Raw genomic sequence first — 17327 nt, forward strand, 5'->3', positions numbered from 1 at the left:
AAGCTGGTCCGGACCGGTGATCGGGCGACCGAAAGGCCGTACCGTTAGCCCCATGGGCGAGCGAAGTGATCATCCACAGGGGCCGGGCGCGGCGGAGGACTCCGGCGCGCAGGAAATCGAGGCGACGGTGGTGCTGGGCCTGCGGATCACCGACTGGCCGGCCCTGCGCGCGGCCGCGATCAGGGCCGTCGAGGAGCTGGACTTCGGGGGCGTCGACCCGGCCGGGCAGCGCCGCGAACTGCTGCGCGAGGTAGCCGAGGACGCCAACGCGGCGCTCGGCGCGCTGCTGCATCCGGACCGGCTGGTGGCCGCCATCCCCGGGGTGGAGGCGATCGGCGGCACGCTGGAGATCAGCGTCACGGAGGACTTCACACCGGACTTCGCCGACCTGTTCCCGCTGGAGGGCGACGAGGAGGAGGGCGGCGCGGGTGCGGACTGGACGCTCACCCCGCGCACGGCCTGCCTGCTCCACGCCCAGCTGATCGGCCTGGCGGACGCCGCGTACGACGACCTCGACGAGCACGGGGACGAGGCGGTCGCCGACAGCGATGACGTGGACTGGACGGTCTTCGCCCGGCTTCCCGAACGCACCTGGCGGATGCACCGGGGCTGGCGCCGCGCGATGGCCCGGGCCTTCGACGACCTCGCCGACGACCTCGCGCTCGGCGAGTGGCCGCTGCCGCGCTGCCTGGCCGAGGACATCGCGCTGCGGATGGCTCTGGTGGACGCCCGGGCGCTGCTCGGTGCGCAGCCCGAGTCGGTGGCGGACATGATGGGCGACCTTCCGGCCGACCTGTACGACTACGACTGGGACGGCTGCCAGGACGAGCTGTTCGGGGTCTACGGGCCGGACGAGGGCGATCCGGAGCTGGCGGCGGAGCAGCGCACCGAGATGCTGCTCGCGGCCACCCACCCGGAGGGCTGGTTCCTGATGTACGAGGACGCGGAGGAGCGGGACCCGCAGCGCGGCTACCGGCGCTGACGGGGCCAGTGCCGGCGGGAGTGCCGACGCGAGTGCCGGGGTGACTGCCGGGGCGGACGGGGCGGGCCGAGTCGGTCGGGGCGGGGCTGGCATCCTGGACGGGTGACTTCTCCTTCCGACGCCCCGACTCCCCTTACCCCGGCCCCCGCTCCGGTGGCCGACCCCGGCGACGCCCCGTCGCGCGAGGACCGCGACGAGCGGCCGCAGTACGTGCTGCCGCTGGTCGTCCGGCTGGAGCGGGCCACTCCGCCGGGCCGGACGGACGCGCTGGAGACCTCGGCGCGGGCGGTGCTCACCCTGCTCGCCGACCCTCGGGTGACCGAGGCGGGCGGCGAGTGGGCGGAGCGGGTCGAGGCCTGGGAGGACGCCCGGATCCGCAAGGTGGTCCGGCGGGCCCGGGGCGGGGAGTGGCGCCGGGCCGGTGAGCTGCCGGGCGTCACGGTGCAGGGGCGGGAGGCCGAGGTGCGGGTGTTCCCGCCGGTCCCGCTGGACGGCTGGCCGAAGGAACTCGCCAAGCTCCAGGTGTCCGGGACGGACCTCGAGGAGACGGCCGAGGTCGGCGCGCCCGAGCCGGGGCTGCCCGTGCTGTGGCTCAACCCCGAGCTGGAGATGAGCGCGGGCAAGACGATGGCGCAGACCGGGCACGCCGCCCAGCTCGCGTGGTGGCGGCTGGACGAGGCGCAGCGCAAGGAGTGGGCCGAGGCCGGCTTCGCGCTCGCGGTCCGGACCGCCTCGCCGGAGGCGTGGGAGGAACTCGTCCGCAGCGGGCTGCCGGTGGTCCAGGACGCGGGCTTCACCGAGATCGCGCCGGGCAGCTGCACGGTGATCGCGGAGCACCCGGCGCTGCGGTGACGGGCTGACAGCCGACGGCGAACAGCTAACAGCTAACAGCTTGCAGACGACTGCGAACAGATGACAGATTTCGAAATCTGTCATCTGTTCGCAGTTTGCTGTCGGCTGTCGTCCGTCAGCTGTGCTGGTACCGCCGCATCGCCCGGAGTCCGCCGTAGGCCGCCAGGGCCGTCCAGAGCGCCATGATCAGCAGCCCGGTCCAGTGGCCGTAGTGGATGCCCGGCTCGGTCTGGGTGCGCGTCGCGTAGAGGCCGGCCCGGTCGGGCAGGAACTGGCCGAGTTCCCGGACGCCGGGGATGGCGGCCAGCCAGGTGGTGCCCAGGAACACCATCGGGGTCAGCAGGCCGAGCGCGGCGCTGAAGTTGCCCAGCATCGCGGTCAGTCCGAGGCAGAGCAGCACCATCATCGGGTGGTACAGCACGCCGGCCAGGAAGCTGCGGGCCAGGCCCGGGGTGGAGAGGTCCAGGCCGACGGTGGTGCCGACGGCCAGGAACGAGCCCGCCGTCGAGGCCAGGCCGAGCAGCAGGCCCAGCCCGGCGCCGAGCGCGAGCTTGGCGCCGTACAGTCGGCCGCGCCGGGGGACGGCGGTGAGCGAGGTGCCGATCATGCGGGTGTTGAACTCCTGCCCGATCAGCAGGATGCCGAGGCAGGCCACCGCGACGTGGCCGAAGAGCAGCCCGTAGAAGATCCCGTTGGCCGGGTCCGGGGCGGGCGTGTGCTCCTTCGCCCCGTAGGCGGCGCTGACGGCGGCCGTGACGCCGACGGTCAGTGCCAGGGCGACCAGCGGGGCCGCCCACTGCGAGGGCAGGGTGGTGAACTTGACGCGTTCGGCGCGTAGGGCGCCGGCGAGCGTGCTCATGGTTTTCTCCCGTTTCCCGTTCGTCCGAGGTCACTTGGCGCCGATGCGGCGCAGCGCGCGCAGGCCGCCGTACGCCGCCAGCGCCGTCCAGAGCGCCATGATCAGTAGCCCGGTCCAGTGCCCGTACGCGACCTGCGGGTCGTCGGCGTAGCGCAGGGCGTACTGGCCGGCCCGGTCGGGCAGGAACTGGACGACCCGGCGGATCCCGGGCACTCCGCCGAGCAGTGGCGAGAGCAGGAAGACGGTCGGCACCAGCAGTCCCATGGCGGCGGTGAGGTTGCCCAGCAGCGCGGTCGCTCCGAGGCAGAGCACCACGAGCAGCGCCTGGTAGAGCACGCCGGCGACGGCGCTGCGGAGGAGGGCCGGCCCGTCCCAGGCGCCCGGGGCGGTGGCCGCGTAGCCGGCGAAGGCGCCCGCCGTGCCGACGGCGCCGACGGCGAGGCCGACGAGCGCGCCGAGCGCCAACTTGGCGCCGTACAGCCGGTTGCGGCGCGGGACGGCGGTGAGCGACACGTTGATCATGCGGGTGTTGAACTCCTGCCCGATCAGCAGGATGCCGAAGCAGGCCAGGGCCGCCTGGCCGAAGTTGAGCCCGTAGAAGACCCCGACGCTCGGGTCGTCGGTGATGCTGTGGTCCTTGCCGCCGATGGCCGCGCCGATGGCCGTGGTGACCCCGGCGGTCAGCAGCAGGGCGAGCAGCGGGGTGATCCAGAGCGAGCGGAGGGTGGTGAGCTTGATCCGCTCGGCGCGCAGGACGTGCAGGACGTGCGCGGAGCCGGCAACCGGTGTGGTCATGCGGAGGCCTCCGCGCGGTACTCGACGCTGTCGGCGGTCATCCGCATGAACGCCTCCTCCAGCGAGTCCTGTTGGACGGCGATCTCGTACAGCACCACCCCGTTGGCGGCGGCGAGCGCGGCGATCCGCTCGGGTTCGGCGCCGCTCACCTCCCAGGCGCCGCCGTCGACTTCGGTGGCGTCGAGGCCGTGGTCGTGGCCGGGGTCGCCGAGCAGGGCGGCGAGCTTGGCGGGGGCGACGGCGCGGACCCTGATCCGGGTCCGGCCGTGGCGGTCGATGAACTCGGAGGTGGCGGCGTCGGCGAGCAGTCGGCCGCGCCCGATCACCACCAAGTGGTCGGCGGTGAGCGCCATTTCGGTCATCAGGTGGGAGGAGACCAGCACCGCCCGGCCTTCGGCGGCCAGGTCGCGCAGCAGGGTGCGGATCCAGCGGATGCCTTCCGGGTCCAGGCCGTTGACGGGTTCGTCCAGCAGCAGCACCGGCGGGTCGCCGAGCAGGGCGGCGGCCACCCCGAGGCGCTGGCGCATGCCGAGCGAGAAGCCCCGGATCCGCCGTCCGGCCGCGTCCGCCAGGCCGACCTGGCCGAGCACCTCGTCGACCCGGCGGGCCGGCAGCCCGTTGCTCGCGGCGAGCCAGCGCAGGTGGCCGTGCGCGGTCCGGCCGCCGTGCATCGCCTGGGCGTCCAGCAGTGCGCCCACCGTCCGCAGTGGGGCGGGGAGTTCGGCGTACGGGCGGCCGTCGACCAGGGCGTGTCCGGCGGTCGGCCGGTCGAGGCCGAGGACCAGGCGCATGGTGGTGCTCTTGCCGGCGCCGTTCGGGCCGAGGAAGCCGGTCACCACGCCGGGTCGGACCTCGAAGGTCAGGTCGTCGACGACGCGCCGGCCGTCGTACTCCTTGGTCAGGCCCTGGATCTCGATCACGGCCCGCTCCCCTCGTCTCGTCGTCGGTGGTCTCCGCCGGTGCCCGCTGTCGCTGCCCCGGTCGGTGGCTCCATTCGACCGGAGCGGGCCGGTGCGGCGGATCCCGCCGGGGCGGGGAGCCGCCTCCCTCCCAGGAGGGAGGGCGCGGGCGACCGGCGCGGGATCCGCGGACCGGGGGCGACCTGGCAGGATGGCGCAATGTCCAAGATCGCAGCGTTGAGGGGCGCGAGCGCGGTGTCCGGAGGATCCGCGCCGGGAAGTGCGGTGTCCAGGCTCGTCGCGCCGCTGGCGGCCGGCGTCACGTACGCGCGGCTGCTGCACCTGCTGGTGGGGTGGATCTTCGCGGGCGTGGTGCTGATGATCTATCCGGGGACGTACCGGAAGGGCCTCGGCGAGATCCTCACGGCGAGCGTACTGGTGGACTGCGTGCTGCTCGCGGCGCTCGCGCTCATCCCGGCGGCTCGGCGGGCGGAGGGGGTGCAGGCGCGGCTGCTGCTGGTGCCCGACCGCGAGGAGGACATCGCCGCCGAGCCCTCCCGCACCTGGGCCGACCGGCGGCGGACGGCGGGCTGGCTGATCGGCCGGGTCGCGCTCGGCTCGGTGGCCGGGTTCGTGCTCTCCCTCGGCTCCGCCGCGTGCTACGACCGGCTGACCGGTCCGGACGCGCTCTGGTACCTCCCGTTCTCTCCTCTGCTGGTACTCGGTTTCGGCTGGTTCCTGGTCCTCGCCGGGCGCCTCCAACTCGCCATGGCTGTACGGCTGCTGGGCCCGTCTCCGACCGAGCGGCTGGCGGAGGCGGAGCTGCGGGCCGAACGCCTGCTGGAACGCAACCGGTTGGCCCGGGAGCTGCACGATTCGATCGGCCACGCACTGACGGTGACGGTCCTTCAGGCAGGCGCGGCGCGCGAGGTCGGGGACCCGGCCTTCGTCGCCAAGGCGCTCGAAGTCATCGAGGAGACCGGCCGGCAGGCCATGGAGGACCTCGAACGCACCCTCGTGCTGCTGCGCGAGACCCCGGCCGGGGCGAACGGCGTGGCCACCGAACAGCCCGGGATCGACCAGCTGCCCGCGCTGTTCGACACCGCCCGGGCGGCCGGCAGCCCGGTGGAGGCGCGGATGGAGGTGCCGCCCGGCACGCTGCCCGGGGTGCTCTCCCGCGAGTCGTACCGGATCGTCCAGGAGGGTGTCACCAACGCGCTCAAGTACGCGCCCGGCGAACCGGTCGACATCCGGATCGCCGTACGGGAAGGGCAGTTGGAGCTGCGCTGCGCCAACCGGCTGCCCGGCGCCGGGCGTTCGGCGGTCGGCGCGGCCGGGCCTGCCGGTCCGGCCGGTTCGGCACGACCTCCGGCGGGCGGTGCGGGCCGGGGCGCGACGCGCAAGGGCGGCAAGGGGCTGCGCGGCATCCGCGAGCGCGCCACGCTGCTCGGCGGGGAGGCGGCGGCGGGGGTGTCGCAGGAGGGCGGAGGGGAGTGGGTGCTGACCGTCCGGCTGCCCCTACGCTTGGGCTCGTGACGAACGATCCTGTGATGCGAGGCCCGGCCGGAGGAGCCGCGGGGATGACGGACATCCTGCTCGCCGACGACGAGGAACTGGTCCGGGCCGGCCTGCGGGCCGTCCTGGAAGCGCAGGGGGACCTGCGGGTGGTCGGCGAGGCGGCCGACGGCGCGGAAGCGGTCGCGCTGGCCCGCGCGCTGCGCCCGCACGTGGTGCTGATGGACGTCCGGATGCCGGTGCTGGACGGCCTGGCGGCCACCCGCGAGCTGCTGCGCCCCGGCGCACCGGAGGAGCGTCCGCCGAGGATCCTGGTCGTGACCACCTTCGAGAACGACGACTACGTCTACCAGGCGTTGCGCGCGGGCGCCGACGGCTTCCTGCTCAAGCGCACCCGCCCGGCCGAGATCGCCCACGCGGTACGGCTGGTGGCGGCGGGCGAGTCGCTGCTGTTCCCGGCCGCGATCCGCCGGCTGGCGGCCGGGCACGGCAACCCGACCGCCCGGGCCGCCATGGAGCGGGCGGCGCTGACCGGGCGCGAGGCGGAGGTGCTGCGGCTGGTCGCGCGGGGCCTGAGCAACGGGGAGATCGCCGAGCGGCTGTTCCTCGGCGTGCAGACGGTGAAGACGCACGTCAGCAGCGTGCTGGCGAAGCTCGGGGCGCGGGACCGCACCCAGGCGGTGATCGCGGCGTACGAGTCGGGGTTCGTCGAGCCCTCGGAGTGACGCGAGCTGATGATGCGTCAAAAAGGGCCGCTCAGGCCGGGTAGGCGTGGGTCTGGGCGGCCTTGACCGAGGCCCAGACCGCGACGCCGGGCGCCAGCTCCAGCTCCGCGACGGCGGCCGGGGTCAGGTCGGCGGCCATCGGCAGGTCGCCGGAGAGTTCGACGCGGACCTGGTCGCCGTGCAGGTCGAGCCCGGTGACCTCGGCCTGCCAGAGGTTGCGCGCGCTGGTCCGCGGACGCTCCCGGTACAGCGTCACGGCGGAGGGTGGGAAGGCGACGAAGGCCGGACCGTCCAGCTCCTCGGTGGTGGCCAGCACCGTGCCGTCCGGGAGCGTGACCCGGGAGCCCTCGGCCCGGCCCTGGTACAGGTTCAGCCCGACCAGCCGGGCGATGTAGTCGGTGCGCGGGCGCCGGGCGACCTCCGCCGGGCTGCCGGACTGCACCTCGTGCCCGTCCTCGATCACCACCAGTCGGTCGGCCAGCACCATGGCGTCCAGCGGGTCGTGCGTCACCAGCACCGCCACCGCCTCGAACTCGGCCAGGTGGCGCCGCAGTTGGGCGCGTACGTCGAGCCGGGTGCGGGCGTCCAGGGCGGCCAGCGGCTCGTCCAGCAGGAGCAGCCGGGGGCGTACGGCGAGGGCTCGGGCGAGCGCCACCCGCTGGGCCTGGCCGCCGGAGAGCCGGCCGGGGCGGACCGTGGCGTGGTCGGCCAGGCCCATCCGCTCCAGCCAGTCGGCCGCCTCGGCCCGCGCCTCCCGCTTGGGGCGGCCCTGGCAGCGCGGGCCGAAGGCGACGTTGTCGAGCGCGCTCAGGTGCGGGAACAGCAGGTAGTCCTGGAACACCACGCCGACCGGCCGCTCCTCGGCCGGGGTGTGCACGCGCTGCGCCGGGTCCTCCAGGAGGCGGCCGTCCAGGCGCAGGTGGCCGCCGGTGAGCGGGAGCAGCCCGGCGAGGGCGCGCAGGGCGGTGGACTTCCCGGCGCCGTTGGGGCCGAGCAGTGCCACCACCTCGCCGGGGGCGGCGGTCAGCGTGAGGTCGAGGGCGAACGCGGCGCGCTCGACCCGCAGGCGGGCGTCCAGGGCGGGGCCGGGGCGGCTTTCGGTGCTCATCGGGGCGGCGTCCAGGTTTCCAGTGCGTCTGCTGCGTTCAGCGTGTCCGGGATGGCAGGTGGGGATGGGAGGGCGCGTGCGCTCGGGATGGTGCGGGTGGTCGGGATGGCCTGTGCGCTCGGGGCGGCGCGGGCGGGCGGGGTCACGGCGTCGACAGCCAGCGGTCGCGCAGGCCGACCAGGACGGCGACGGAGACCACCAGCAGCACCAGCGACAGCGCGATCGCCGCCTGCGGGTCGGACTCCATGGCCAGGTAGACGGCCAGCGGCATGGTCTGGGTGCGGCCCGGGAAGTTGCCCGCGAAGGTGATCGTCGCACCGAACTCGCCGAGCGCCCGGGCCCAGGCCAGGACGGCCCCGGCGGCGATGCCCGGCGCGATCAGCGGCAGGGTGACCCGCCGGAACGCGGTCAGTCGGGAGGCGCCCAGGGTCGCGGCGGCCTCCTCGTAGCGGGGGTCGGCGGCCCGCAGCGCGCCCTCGACGCTGATCACCAGGAACGGCATCGCCACGAACGCCTCGGCGATCACGACCCCGGTGGTGGTGAACGGCAGCGTGATGCCGAAGGCCGAGTCCAGCCAGGAGCCGACGATGCCGCGCCGCCCGAGCACCAGCAGCAGCGCCACACCGCCGACCACCGGCGGCAGCACCAGCGGCAGGGTGACCAGCGCCCGGATCACCCGCCGGCCCGGCAGCTCGGTGCGGGCGAGCAGCCAGGCCAGCGGGACGCCCAGGACCAGCGACACGGCGGTGGCCGCGGTCGCGCTGATCAGCGACAGGCGCAGCGCGTCCCAGACGGCGGTGCTGGTGAGCTGCTCGGACAGGTCGCTCCAGGGCGCCCGGATCAGCAGGCCGACCAGCGGCAGGACCAGGAACGCCAACCCGAGCAGCGCCGGGAGCAGCAGGGCGACCGGGGCGCGGTACGTCCGCGGGTATCGGCTTCGAGGGCCCCGGATTCGCGGGGCGCGGTTTCGTGGGGCGCGGCGCGGCAGGGCCTTCTCGGCTTCCGCCGCGCCGCCGCCGACGGTGCGGTTCCGACCGGAGTCGCCCCCGGAGTCGCGTCCGGAGCCGTCCCCGGAGCCGGTGGTGCGCTCGCTCACGGTGCCTGGAAGCCCGCCGAGGTCAGCACCTGCTTGGCCTCGGGCGACTGGACGTACGCGACGAAGGCGGCGGCGCCGTCCTTGTTCGGCGCCTTGGCGAGCGCGGCGATCGGGTAGTCGTTCACGGCCTTGTCGGCCTCGGGGAAGTCCACGCCGTCGATCTTCGCAGCATCGGCCTGCACATCGGTCCGGTACACCAGGGACGCGTCGACCTCGCCGAGTTCGACCTTGGTGAGCGCGCCCTTGACGTCCTGCTCCAGGGTGACCGGGGTGAGGTCGACGCCCGCCGCCTTGAGCGCGGTCTGGGCGGCGGCGCCGCACGGCACCTCCTTCGCGCACAGCGCGACCTTCACGCCGGAGGCGGTGAGGTCCTTGAGGCCCGCGATGTGCTTGGGGTTGCCCTTGGGGACGGCGATGGTGAGCGTGTTCCGGACGAAGGTCGTCGGCTGCCCGTTGGCGCCGCCCGCGTCCGTCACGGTCTTCATGGTGGCCGGGCTGGCGGCGGCGAACACGTCCGCCGGGGCACCGGAGTTGATGCTGGTGGCGAGACTGGAGCTGCCGCCGAAGTTGAAGGTGACCTTGGCGCCCGGGTTGGCGGCCTCGAACTTCTTGCCGAGCTCGGTGAAGGTCTCCTTGAGCGAGGCGGCGGCGAAGACGGTGATGGTGCCGGAGGCCTTCGGGACGCTGCTGCCCGCAGCGGAGGCGTTCGCGGAGGTGCTCGAAGAGGCCGAGGAACCGGAGGACTTGCCGCCGTCGCTGCCGCAGGCGCTGACTCCGAGCCCGAGGACGAGGACCGCGGCGGTGGCGACGGCGAGCCTGCGGGCGGTGGGCGTACGGGTGCTCATCGGTGCTTCCCCTCCAGGGTGCGCGCCGGGAGGGGCGCGAGGGACGAGCCGCAGGTGCGGCCATTACGGCGATCATAGTGCCGCATATGCGAGCGATAAATCCCCTGTCGGTTCGCACAGCTGGGGGCCGGGCGGGTCTCGGGGCTGCTGTGGGATGGCTCAACCGGGACTCGCGGGGCGCGGTGAGGACGGTGAGGCGGTCAGGCTGGTGGGGACGGTGGGCCGGTGGGGGCGCTGGCGAGGGGCGCGCGGTAATTGCGTCGCGCCGTGGGTGGTCGAACGGCGAGAGTGGTCGCCGTCCGTACAGACGGCCGGGCCGGTCGGACACACGGCCGGGGCCGAACCAAGGGGAGGAGTCCGTCCATGTCCACGCTGCGCGTCACCGCCGAGAAGCTGGTCATCCTGGAGCACCCGAACGCCGATGCCCTGGAGCTCGCCCAGGTCGGCCTCTACCGGGCGGTGGTCGCGAAAGGCGCGTACCGGACCGGGGACCACGCCGTCTACATCCCCGAACAGTCCGTCCTCCCGGATGAGTTGATCGCGGAGCTGGGCCTGACCGGCAAGCTGGCCGGCGCCCGGGCGAACCGGGTGAAGGCGGTACGGCTGCGCGGCGAGCTGTCCCAGGGCGTCGTCTGCCGGCCCGCCGCGCTCGCCGGCACCGACCTGGCCGCCGCGGCCGAGCGCGGTGAGGACTTCGCCGAGCTGCTCGGGGTCGTCAAGTGGCAGCCGCCGGTGCCGACGTCGATGAGCGGTGACGTGGTCAGCGCGCCGGACCTGCTGCCCTGGGTGGACATCGAGAACCTCAAGCGCTACCCCGAGGCCTTCGCGCCGGGCGAGCCGGTCGTGCTGACCGAGAAGCTGCACGGCAGCTGCTGCCTGGTCACGTACACCGCCGCCACCGGCGAGGTGCGGGTGTCGTCCAAGGGCATCGGTGCGCAGGGGCTGGCGCTGGCCGAGGACGCGCGCAACCTCTACTGGCGGGCGGTGCGCGCGTACGACATCCCGGCGGTGGCGGCCCGGCTGGCGGAGCGCCTCGGGGCCGAGCGGGTCGGCATCTTCGGCGAGGTCTTCGGCGAGGGCGTGCAGGACCTGGGCTACGGTGCCTCGGCGCGCACCGAGCGGCCCGGATACGCCGCGTTCGACGTGTCGGCCCTCGTGGACGGGCAGCTGAACTGGCTTTCGGCGGCCGAACTGCTGGACGGGGAACTGCCGTTGGTGCCCGAGCTGTGGCGCGGACCGTTCGATCCGGAGACCGTGCTGGGGTTCGCCCGGGGCCGGGAGACCGTCTCCGGGCGTGAACTGCACCTGCGCGAGGGCGTGGTGGTGCGGCTGGTCACCGAGCGCTGGAGCCCGGTGCTCGGCGGGCGGGCGATCGCCAAGGTGGTCAGCGAGGCTTACCTGACCCGTAAGGGGGGCACCGAGTACGAGTGAGACGGGCCCGGATCCGGTGGCCGGGCAGGTCGGCCCGGCCGGCCGGTCCGGGTGCGGCTCCTCTCGGTGCTGACCGCCCGTCGGTAGAGGCGGCGGGTGAGTCCCCGTACAGAAGGAGTGCCGATGGCCACCGAAGTCCTCCCCGTTCCCGACCCCGGCCTCGTGCCCGCCCCCACCTCCGCGATACCCGTGCCGGCCGGGAACCCGCTGGTCGGATCGCTGTTCGACCTCACCCGCCGCCCGCTGCGCAGCTACCTCGCGGCCCGCCGCGACCACGGCGACGTGGTGCGCTTCCAGGCCGGGCCGCCCGGGCTGCGGGCCGACTTCTACGGGGTGTTCTCGCCGGAGGGCGTCCGCCAGGTGCTGGCGGGCGAGGCGGCCAACTTCCGCAAGGAGGACCCGTTCTACGACGAGCTCCGGAGCAGCGTCGGCAACGGGCTGCTGACCAGCCAGGACGCCGAGTACCAGCGCCAACGCCGAATGGTGCAGCCGCTGTTCACCCGGCGCCGGGTGGACGGCTACGCGGACGCGCTCGCGCAGGAGGCGCAGTCGCTCGCCGAGCGGTGGCGGGCGGTGCCCGGCGGGGTGGTGGACGCGGCGGACGAGACGTCCCGGTTCGCGCTGCGGGCGGTCGCGCGCATCCTCTTCGGCGCCGACGTGGAGGAGGCGATAGCGGTGGTCCACCGCAGCTTCCCGGTGCTCGGCGAGTACGTGAAGGAGCGCGGCTACGCCCCGGTCCGCCTCCCGCGCACCTGGCCGACGCCGGCCAACCGGCGCGGTGCCGAGGCCCAGCGGGCGCTGTACGGGGTCTGCGACCGGATCATCGCCGAACGGGCCGCGCGGGGCGGCGGCGACGAGGGCGCGGACGACCTGCTCACCCTGCTCGGCCGGGCCCGCGACGACCACGGCGAGCGGCTGGACCCGGCCGAACTCCGGGACCAGGTCCTGGTGTTCCTGCTCGCCGGGCACGAGACCACGGCCACCGCGCTTGCCTTCGCGCTGCACCTGCTGGCCAAGCACCCCGAGCAGCGGCGGCTCGCCCGCGAGGAGGCGCGGACCGTCCTGGTCGGGCGCGCGCCGACGGCGGCGGACCTGGACGCGCTCCCGTACATCACCCGGGTGCTGAAGGAGGCGATGCGGCTCTATCCGTCGGCGGCCCTGGGCGGGCGGCGGGCGGTCGAGGAGACCGTCATCGACGGGTACGTGATCCCGGCGGGCGCGCAGGTCGTCGTCGCGCCGCTGGTCACCCACCGGCACCCGGACCACTGGGAGGATCCGGAGCGCTTCGACCCGGACCGGTTCCTGCCGGAGGCGGAGCGGGCCCGGCACCGCTACGCCTGGTTCCCGTTCGGGGGCGGGCCGCGGGCCTGCATCGGGCAGCACTTCTCGATGCTGGAGGCGGTGCTGGCGCTGGGGGTGCTGCTGCGGGACTTCGAGGTGGAGGCGGTGGACCGGAGGGTAGCGCTCGCCCAGGGGATCACGCTGCGGGCGGCGAGCCCGATGCGGATCCGGGTGACGGCTGACAGCTGACGGCTGACGGGTTCAGCGAACAACGAACAGCGAACAGCGAACAACAGACAGCGGACAGATGACAGATTTCAAACTCTGTTATCTGTCTGTTGTCATCTGTGCGCCGTCCGCTGGGCAGACGACCGGAGCATTCGAACACATCACCCGGGCCTCGCGGGCAGCTTTTCAGATCTTTGTCTGACCGATTCCGGCCCCTCGATAGCGTCCCACGCACCCTAGGCCGGAAGCGCACATGCGGTTGGCATATGCCTTCGTATGCAGTCCGCCCGGCCCGGGGAGCCCGGGCGCACCGCGTACCGCCTCCGGGCCCGACCGGTCGACCGGAGGTCCCATGGGCACCATCAACCACCTCAGCTTCGGCTGGCTGACCCCCGCCCTCTCGTACCTGATGGCCTGCGCCGGCGCGGCCCTCGGGCTGCGCTGCACGCTGCGCGGCCTGGCCGCGAGCGGCCCGGCCCGGCGGAACTGGCTGGTCACGGCCGCCGCCGCGATCGGCTCCGGGATCTGGACCATGCACTTCGTCGCCATGTTCGGCTTCACCGTCGACGGCACCGAGCTGCGCTACAACGTGCCGCTGACCGTCCTCAGCCTCGTGGTCGCGGTGCTGGTCACCGGCCTCGGCCTGACCGTGGTCTGCTACGGCCGGCACCGCGGCCTCTCCCTGCTGTCCGGCGGCGTCACCACCGGTCTCGGCGTCGCCGCGATGCACTACCTGGGCATGGCGGCCCTCCGGATGCACGGCGGGCTGCACTACGACGCGGGGACGGTCGCGCTGTCCGTGCTGGTCGCGGTCGGCGCCGCCACCGCCGCGCTCTGGGCCGCCGTCACCATCCGCAACGTGTACGCGGCCGCGGCCGCCGCGATGGCCATGGGCCTCGCCGTCAGCTGCATGCACTACACCGGCATGGCCGCCGTCCACGTCCGGTTGGAGCCGACCCGGACCGGCCTCGGCGGGGTCAGCCCGATGGAGTTCGTCTTCCCGCTCGCCGTCGGTCTCGGCTCGTTCCTCTTCCTCGCCTCGGCCTTCGTCGCGCTCTCGCCGACCGCCCAGGAGCGGGCCGGCTACCGGGAGGCCGGCGAGTTGGCCACCGAGGAGCTCCCCGCCGGGCCCCCGTACCCCGAGTCCCCGTACCCCGAGCCCGCCCGGCAGGAGCTTGCCCCGGCCGAGGCCGGGCGGCGCGGCGGCGAGGGGCGCGACGGCGAACGGCACGGCCGCGCCGCCTGAGCCGCGCCCCCTCCAGCCCCCGCCCACCTGCCTCCGTCCTCCAGCCTCTCCCTGCCCGAAAGGCCCCTCACCCATGCGAGAAGACCGCGGTACCGCCCCCGGTGCCCGTCGGGGTGCCCATGCCGGGCCGCCCGCCCGTCCACCGCGGCCCGGCCCGTGGCTGCGCGGCCTGCGCCCCCGGACCGTCCGCGCCCGGATCATCGCCCTGCTGATGGTCCCGGTCGTCTCCGTCATCGCCCTGTGGGGGTTCGCCACCGTCACCACCGCCCAGGGCGTCTGGGGCCTGATGCGCCAGCGCGACGCCCAGCGCACGCTGCTCACGCCGGTCGCGGAGACGGTCGCCGGGCTGCAAGCCGAACGCACGGCCGTCGGTCAGCTGCTGGCCGCCCCGGTGGCCGCCCCCAGCGCCGTCCGGGAGAGCGCCCTGCGCGAGGCGGCGGCGGCCACCGACCGGGCGCTCACCCCGCTGTTCCCGGACCCCCGCCGGCCCGACCGGGGCTACAACCGTGCCGACGCCCAGGGCCTGGGCGGGGACGCGGCCGCCCGGCTGGACGCGCTCGGCGGCTCCCTCGCCGCCCTGCCCGTCCTGCGCGACCGGGTCCTGGCCAGGAGCGTCGGCTGGCCCGAGGCGTACGCCGCGTACGGCGAGGCGGTGGACCGGGCGCTCGCCGCCGCCGGTGCCGTCGCGCCGCTCCAGGACCGCCAGGTGGCCGCCGACGCGCGGGTGCTGCTGGAGCTGGCCCGGTCCCGGGAACTGCTCGCCCGGGAGGACGCCCTGCTGCGCGCCGCCCAGCTGTCCGGCGGGCTCGGCGACGACCAGCTGCGGGAGTTCGCCGGCGCGGCCTTCGCCCGGCGCGAGTTCGAGCGAGGCGCCGCCGCCGAGCTGCGCCCCGCCGACCGGGCGGCGCTGCTCGCCGTCACCGGTGGCCAGGACCACCGCGAGCTGGCCGGGTACGAGGACAGGGTGCGGACGGCCGCCGACGGCCGGACGGCGGTCGCGGCGGTGCCGGCCGACCGGTGGGCGATGGTCGCGGGCAATGTGGCCGGCGGCCTGCGGACCGTCGAGGACCAGGCCGGACGGCTCGCCGCCGAGCGCCAGGACCCGTACGCCCTGGGCCTGTTCACCCCGGCGGGGATGGCAGTGCTGCTCGGACTGGTCGGCGTGGTGGCCTCGTTGGTGATCTCGGTGCAGATCGGGCGCGGGCTGGTCACCGATCTGATCGGCCTGCGCAACTCGGCACTTGAGCTGGCCGGGCGCAAACTCCCGGCGACCATGCGGAAGTTGCGTGCGGGGGAGGAGGTGGACATCGAGGCCGAGGCGCCCCGGCCGGTGGGGCGGGGCGACGAGATCGGCCAGGTGCAGCGGGCGCTGGGCACCGTCCAGCGGGCGGCCGTGACGGCGGCGGTCGAGCGGGCCGAGGTGCTCTCCGGGGTCTCCGGTGTGTTCGTCAACCTCGCGCGCCGCAGCCAGGTCCTGGTGCACCGCCAACTCACCCTGCTGGACGCGATGGAGCGCCGCACCGACGACCCGTCCGAGCTGGCCGACCTGTTCCGCTTGGACCACCTCACCACCCGGATGCGCCGCCACGCCGAGGGCCTGATCATCCTCTCCGGGGCCGCTCCCGGGCGGGGTTGGCGCCGGCCCGTCCCGCTGGTGGACGTGGTGCGCGCGGCCGTCTCGGAGGTCGAGGAGTACGCCCGGGTCGAGGTCCACCCGCTGCCACGGGCCGCGGTGGTCGGCCACGCCGTCGCTGACCTCACCCACCTGGTGGCCGAACTCGTCGAGAACGCCACCGGGTTCTCCCCGCCGCACACCCGGGTGCACATCCGGGGCGAACGGGTCGGCAACGGCTTCGCGTTGGAGATCGAGGACCGCGGCCTCGGCATGGGCCCGGAGGTGCTGGCCTCGGCCAACCGCCGGATCGCCGCCGCCGAGCAGAGCGACCTCTTCGACAGCGACCGGCTCGGCCTGTTCGTGGTCAGCCGGCTCGCCCGGCGGCAGGACGTCAAGGTCTCGCTGGTGACCTCCGCGTACGGCGGCACCACGGCGGTGGTCCTGCTGCCGACCACGCTGCTGGCCGACGAGACGGCCGACGATACGGCCGAAGTGGAGGCGGAGGTGGGGGCGGCGGAGGCGCGGTACGGCTTCGAGCCGGTGCCGCCCCTGCCGCGCGCGGCGGCGCCGGGCGGCGTGGCGGTCGGGGCGGGGCCGACGGAGCCGGTGTTCGCCGAGCGGGCACAGCACGCTGGCCCGGAGCGGGAGTTCGCGCCGGTGCACGGTCACGCGGGGGAGCCGACGGGGGGTCCCAGCGGTGTCCCGGGCGGCGACCCGGGGCGCCGGGAGCACCCGCGGGACAGGGCAAGTGACGGGCTTCCGGCGGCGGGTGGGCCGCCGCCGGAGGGTGGGGCGCTGCTGCCGTTCGGTGCCCGGGGCAGTGACCCCGGGCCGGTGCGCCGTACCCCCTACCGGGCCTCCGGTGCCCGGGTGGCCGGTCCGGCTGCGGACGGGGGCGCGGGTGCGGCCGCCCGTCCGCAGTCCGGGCCGCCGCAGCCGTACGGCGCGGAGCCGTACCGCACGGAACGCCGTTCGGAGCCGGTGCCCGGACCTGGCTTGCGCGGTCCCCGTCCAGATGGTCAACAACCGGACGGTCCCCAAGTCGACTCGGGCCCCGAGGAGTTGCCACGCCGGACCCGCCAGGCGAGCCTCGCACCGCAGCTGCGCGAGGGCCCGGCCCGTCCGACCGCGCACAGTCGTCGTACGGCCGCCGCCACTGCAGCCGTGGCCTCGGCCGGCCCCGGGTCCGGCGACGGCCTCGGCGCCGCGGGCCGCAGCCCGGAGGAGGCGCGGGCGGCGATGTCGGCCTTCCAGAACGGATGGGCGCGCGGTCTGCACCCGGAGGTTCGGCGGGACGGGCAGCCCGCCGACGCTCCGCGGCCGCCGCGGGCGCGCCACCCCCAACCCCCGTCCCGACCCGAAGGAGAGCGTCCGTGATCGCCACCACCCACCGCGCGGGGGAGCTGAACTGGCTCCTCGACGAGCTGGTCCAGCGCGCCCCCGAGCTCCGCTTCGCCGTGATGCTCTCCGCCGACGGCCTGGCCATGGGCACCTCGGCCGGTCTGGCGCGGGAGGACGGGGAGCATCTGGCGGCCGTCGCCTCCGGCTTCCACAGCCTGGCCAAGGGCGCCGGCCGGCACTTCGGCGCCGGCGAAGTCCGCCAGACCATGGTCGAGTTGGAGGGCGGCTACCTGCTGGTCGCGGCGGCCGGGGAGGGCACCTGCCTCGCCGTGTTCACCACGGCCCGGGCCGACCTCGGCCTGGTCGCCTACGAGATGGCCAGGCTGGTCCGCCGGGTCGGGGAGCACCTGAGCGCCCCGCCGCGGACGGTGGGCGGCCGGTGAGTCCGGTGCCCCACCCGCCCCGGGGGCGACATTCCGAGCACCCGAGGGCCGAACCCGACGGTCACC

The 17327-nt window shown here is 75.0% G+C and carries 15 protein-coding genes; 9 read left to right on the forward strand and 6 right to left on the reverse strand.

The genetic code is table 11. The features are described from left to right. Window positions 1–52: 52 nt before the first annotated feature. Entirely contained in the window at window positions 53–982 is a 930-nt protein-coding gene (locus ACWDCZ_RS05180) for a hypothetical protein (protein ID WP_143204631.1), read from the forward strand. A 153-nt stretch (window positions 983–1135) separates the two neighbouring features. Continuing rightward, the gene (locus tag ACWDCZ_RS05185) at window positions 1136–1834 is read left to right on the forward strand and encodes an aminoacyl-tRNA hydrolase (protein WP_449815256.1); all 699 of its coding nucleotides are present in this window, start codon (window positions 1136–1138) and stop codon (window positions 1832–1834) included. Between the two features lie 115 nt (window positions 1835–1949). Here ACWDCZ_RS05185 and ACWDCZ_RS05190 read toward each other — a convergent pair whose 3' ends face one another. From ACWDCZ_RS05190 to ACWDCZ_RS05200, 3 genes are read right to left on the reverse strand one after another with little or no spacing between them, the layout of a single operon-like run. After that, the gene (locus ACWDCZ_RS05190) at window positions 1950–2693 is read right to left on the reverse strand and encodes a hypothetical protein (RefSeq protein WP_380737477.1); all 744 of its coding nucleotides are present in this window, start codon (window positions 2691–2693) and stop codon (window positions 1950–1952) included. 30 nt (window positions 2694–2723) lie between these two features. Further along, on the reverse strand, window positions 2724–3488 hold the full coding sequence (locus ACWDCZ_RS05195) for a hypothetical protein (protein ID WP_449815238.1): 765 nt from the start codon (window positions 3486–3488) through the stop codon (window positions 2724–2726). After that, on the reverse strand, window positions 3485–4408 hold the full coding sequence (locus ACWDCZ_RS05200) for an ATP-binding cassette domain-containing protein (RefSeq protein ID WP_380737473.1): 924 nt from the start codon (window positions 4406–4408) through the stop codon (window positions 3485–3487). The genes ACWDCZ_RS05195 and ACWDCZ_RS05200 overlap by 4 nt, the downstream gene beginning before the upstream one ends. Before the next feature lie 264 nt (window positions 4409–4672). On the opposite strand from ACWDCZ_RS05200, the gene ACWDCZ_RS05205 reads away from it, so the two are divergent. Then, window positions 4673–5923, forward strand: a complete 1251-nt coding sequence (locus ACWDCZ_RS05205; protein WP_449815239.1) for a sensor histidine kinase — start codon at window positions 4673–4675, stop codon at window positions 5921–5923. 44 nt (window positions 5924–5967) lie between these two features. Then, entirely contained in the window at window positions 5968–6627 is a 660-nt protein-coding gene (locus ACWDCZ_RS05210) for a response regulator (RefSeq protein WP_380737469.1), read from the forward strand. A 31-nt stretch (window positions 6628–6658) separates the two neighbouring features. Here ACWDCZ_RS05210 and ACWDCZ_RS05215 read toward each other — a convergent pair whose 3' ends face one another. The 3 genes from ACWDCZ_RS05215 to modA form a co-directional block, all read right to left on the reverse strand. Then, the gene (locus ACWDCZ_RS05215; RefSeq protein WP_449815240.1) at window positions 6659–7735 is read right to left on the reverse strand and encodes an ABC transporter ATP-binding protein; all 1077 of its coding nucleotides are present in this window, start codon (window positions 7733–7735) and stop codon (window positions 6659–6661) included. 142 nt (window positions 7736–7877) lie between these two features. Beyond that, window positions 7878–8687 carry an ABC transporter permease gene (locus tag ACWDCZ_RS05220; protein WP_449815257.1) on the reverse strand — a complete coding sequence of 270 codons (810 nt, stop codon included), beginning with the start codon at window positions 8685–8687 and terminating at the stop codon, window positions 7878–7880. 140 nt (window positions 8688–8827) lie between these two features. Beyond that, window positions 8828–9676: a molybdate ABC transporter substrate-binding protein gene (modA, locus tag ACWDCZ_RS05225; RefSeq protein WP_449815241.1), complete on the reverse strand. Its 849-nt coding sequence runs from the start codon at window positions 9674–9676 to the stop codon at window positions 8828–8830. Window positions 9677–10039: 363 nt separating this feature from the next. Here modA and ACWDCZ_RS05230 point away from each other — a divergent pair, with 363 nt between their 5' ends. From ACWDCZ_RS05230 to ACWDCZ_RS05250, 5 genes are all read left to right on the forward strand, one after another. Further along, entirely contained in the window at window positions 10040–11107 is a 1068-nt protein-coding gene (locus ACWDCZ_RS05230) for an RNA ligase (ATP) (RefSeq protein WP_449815242.1), read from the forward strand. A 123-nt stretch (window positions 11108–11230) separates the two neighbouring features. After that, window positions 11231–12637, forward strand: coding sequence for a cytochrome P450 (locus tag ACWDCZ_RS05235; RefSeq protein ID WP_449815243.1), 1407 nt, complete (start codon window positions 11231–11233; stop codon window positions 12635–12637). Between the two features lie 331 nt (window positions 12638–12968). Then, a complete protein-coding gene (locus ACWDCZ_RS05240) occupies window positions 12969–13862 on the forward strand; it encodes an MHYT domain-containing protein (protein ID WP_117491058.1) in 894 nt (297 codons plus the stop codon). A gap of 73 nt (window positions 13863–13935) precedes the next feature. After that, window positions 13936–16854 (forward strand): nitrate- and nitrite sensing domain-containing protein, encoded by a 2919-nt coding sequence (locus ACWDCZ_RS05245; protein WP_449815244.1) that lies wholly within the window; start codon window positions 13936–13938, stop codon window positions 16852–16854. Further along, on the forward strand, window positions 16851–17261 hold the full coding sequence (locus ACWDCZ_RS05250) for a roadblock/LC7 domain-containing protein (protein WP_049651863.1): 411 nt from the start codon (window positions 16851–16853) through the stop codon (window positions 17259–17261). Before ACWDCZ_RS05245 ends, ACWDCZ_RS05250 begins: the two co-directional genes overlap by 4 nt. The last annotated feature ends 66 nt before the right edge of the window (window positions 17262–17327 follow it).

Source organism: Kitasatospora sp. NPDC001225, assembly GCF_053597855.1.

Excerpts from the sequence above, each read along its gene's own strand:
- ACWDCZ_RS05195 (WP_449815238.1), bottom strand. The coding sequence starts at position 3,488 with ATGACCACACCGGTTGCCGGCTCCGCGCACGTCCTGCACGTCCTGCGC.
- ACWDCZ_RS05240 (WP_117491058.1), top strand. The coding sequence starts at position 12,969 with ATGGGCACCATCAACCACCTCAGCTTCGGCTGGCTGACCCCCGCCCTC.
- ACWDCZ_RS05235 (WP_449815243.1), top strand. The coding sequence starts at position 11,231 with ATGGCCACCGAAGTCCTCCCCGTTCCCGACCCCGGCCTCGTGCCCGCC.
- ACWDCZ_RS05210 (WP_380737469.1), top strand. The coding sequence starts at position 5,968 with ATGACGGACATCCTGCTCGCCGACGACGAGGAACTGGTCCGGGCCGGC.
- ACWDCZ_RS05190 (WP_380737477.1), bottom strand. The coding sequence starts at position 2,693 with ATGAGCACGCTCGCCGGCGCCCTACGCGCCGAACGCGTCAAGTTCACC.
- ACWDCZ_RS05215 (WP_449815240.1), bottom strand. The coding sequence starts at position 7,735 with ATGAGCACCGAAAGCCGCCCCGGCCCCGCCCTGGACGCCCGCCTGCGG.
- ACWDCZ_RS05230 (WP_449815242.1), top strand. The coding sequence starts at position 10,040 with ATGTCCACGCTGCGCGTCACCGCCGAGAAGCTGGTCATCCTGGAGCAC.
- ACWDCZ_RS05180 (WP_143204631.1), top strand. The coding sequence starts at position 53 with ATGGGCGAGCGAAGTGATCATCCACAGGGGCCGGGCGCGGCGGAGGAC.
- ACWDCZ_RS05245 (WP_449815244.1), top strand. The coding sequence starts at position 13,936 with ATGCGAGAAGACCGCGGTACCGCCCCCGGTGCCCGTCGGGGTGCCCAT.
- modA (WP_449815241.1), bottom strand. The coding sequence starts at position 9,676 with ATGAGCACCCGTACGCCCACCGCCCGCAGGCTCGCCGTCGCCACCGCC.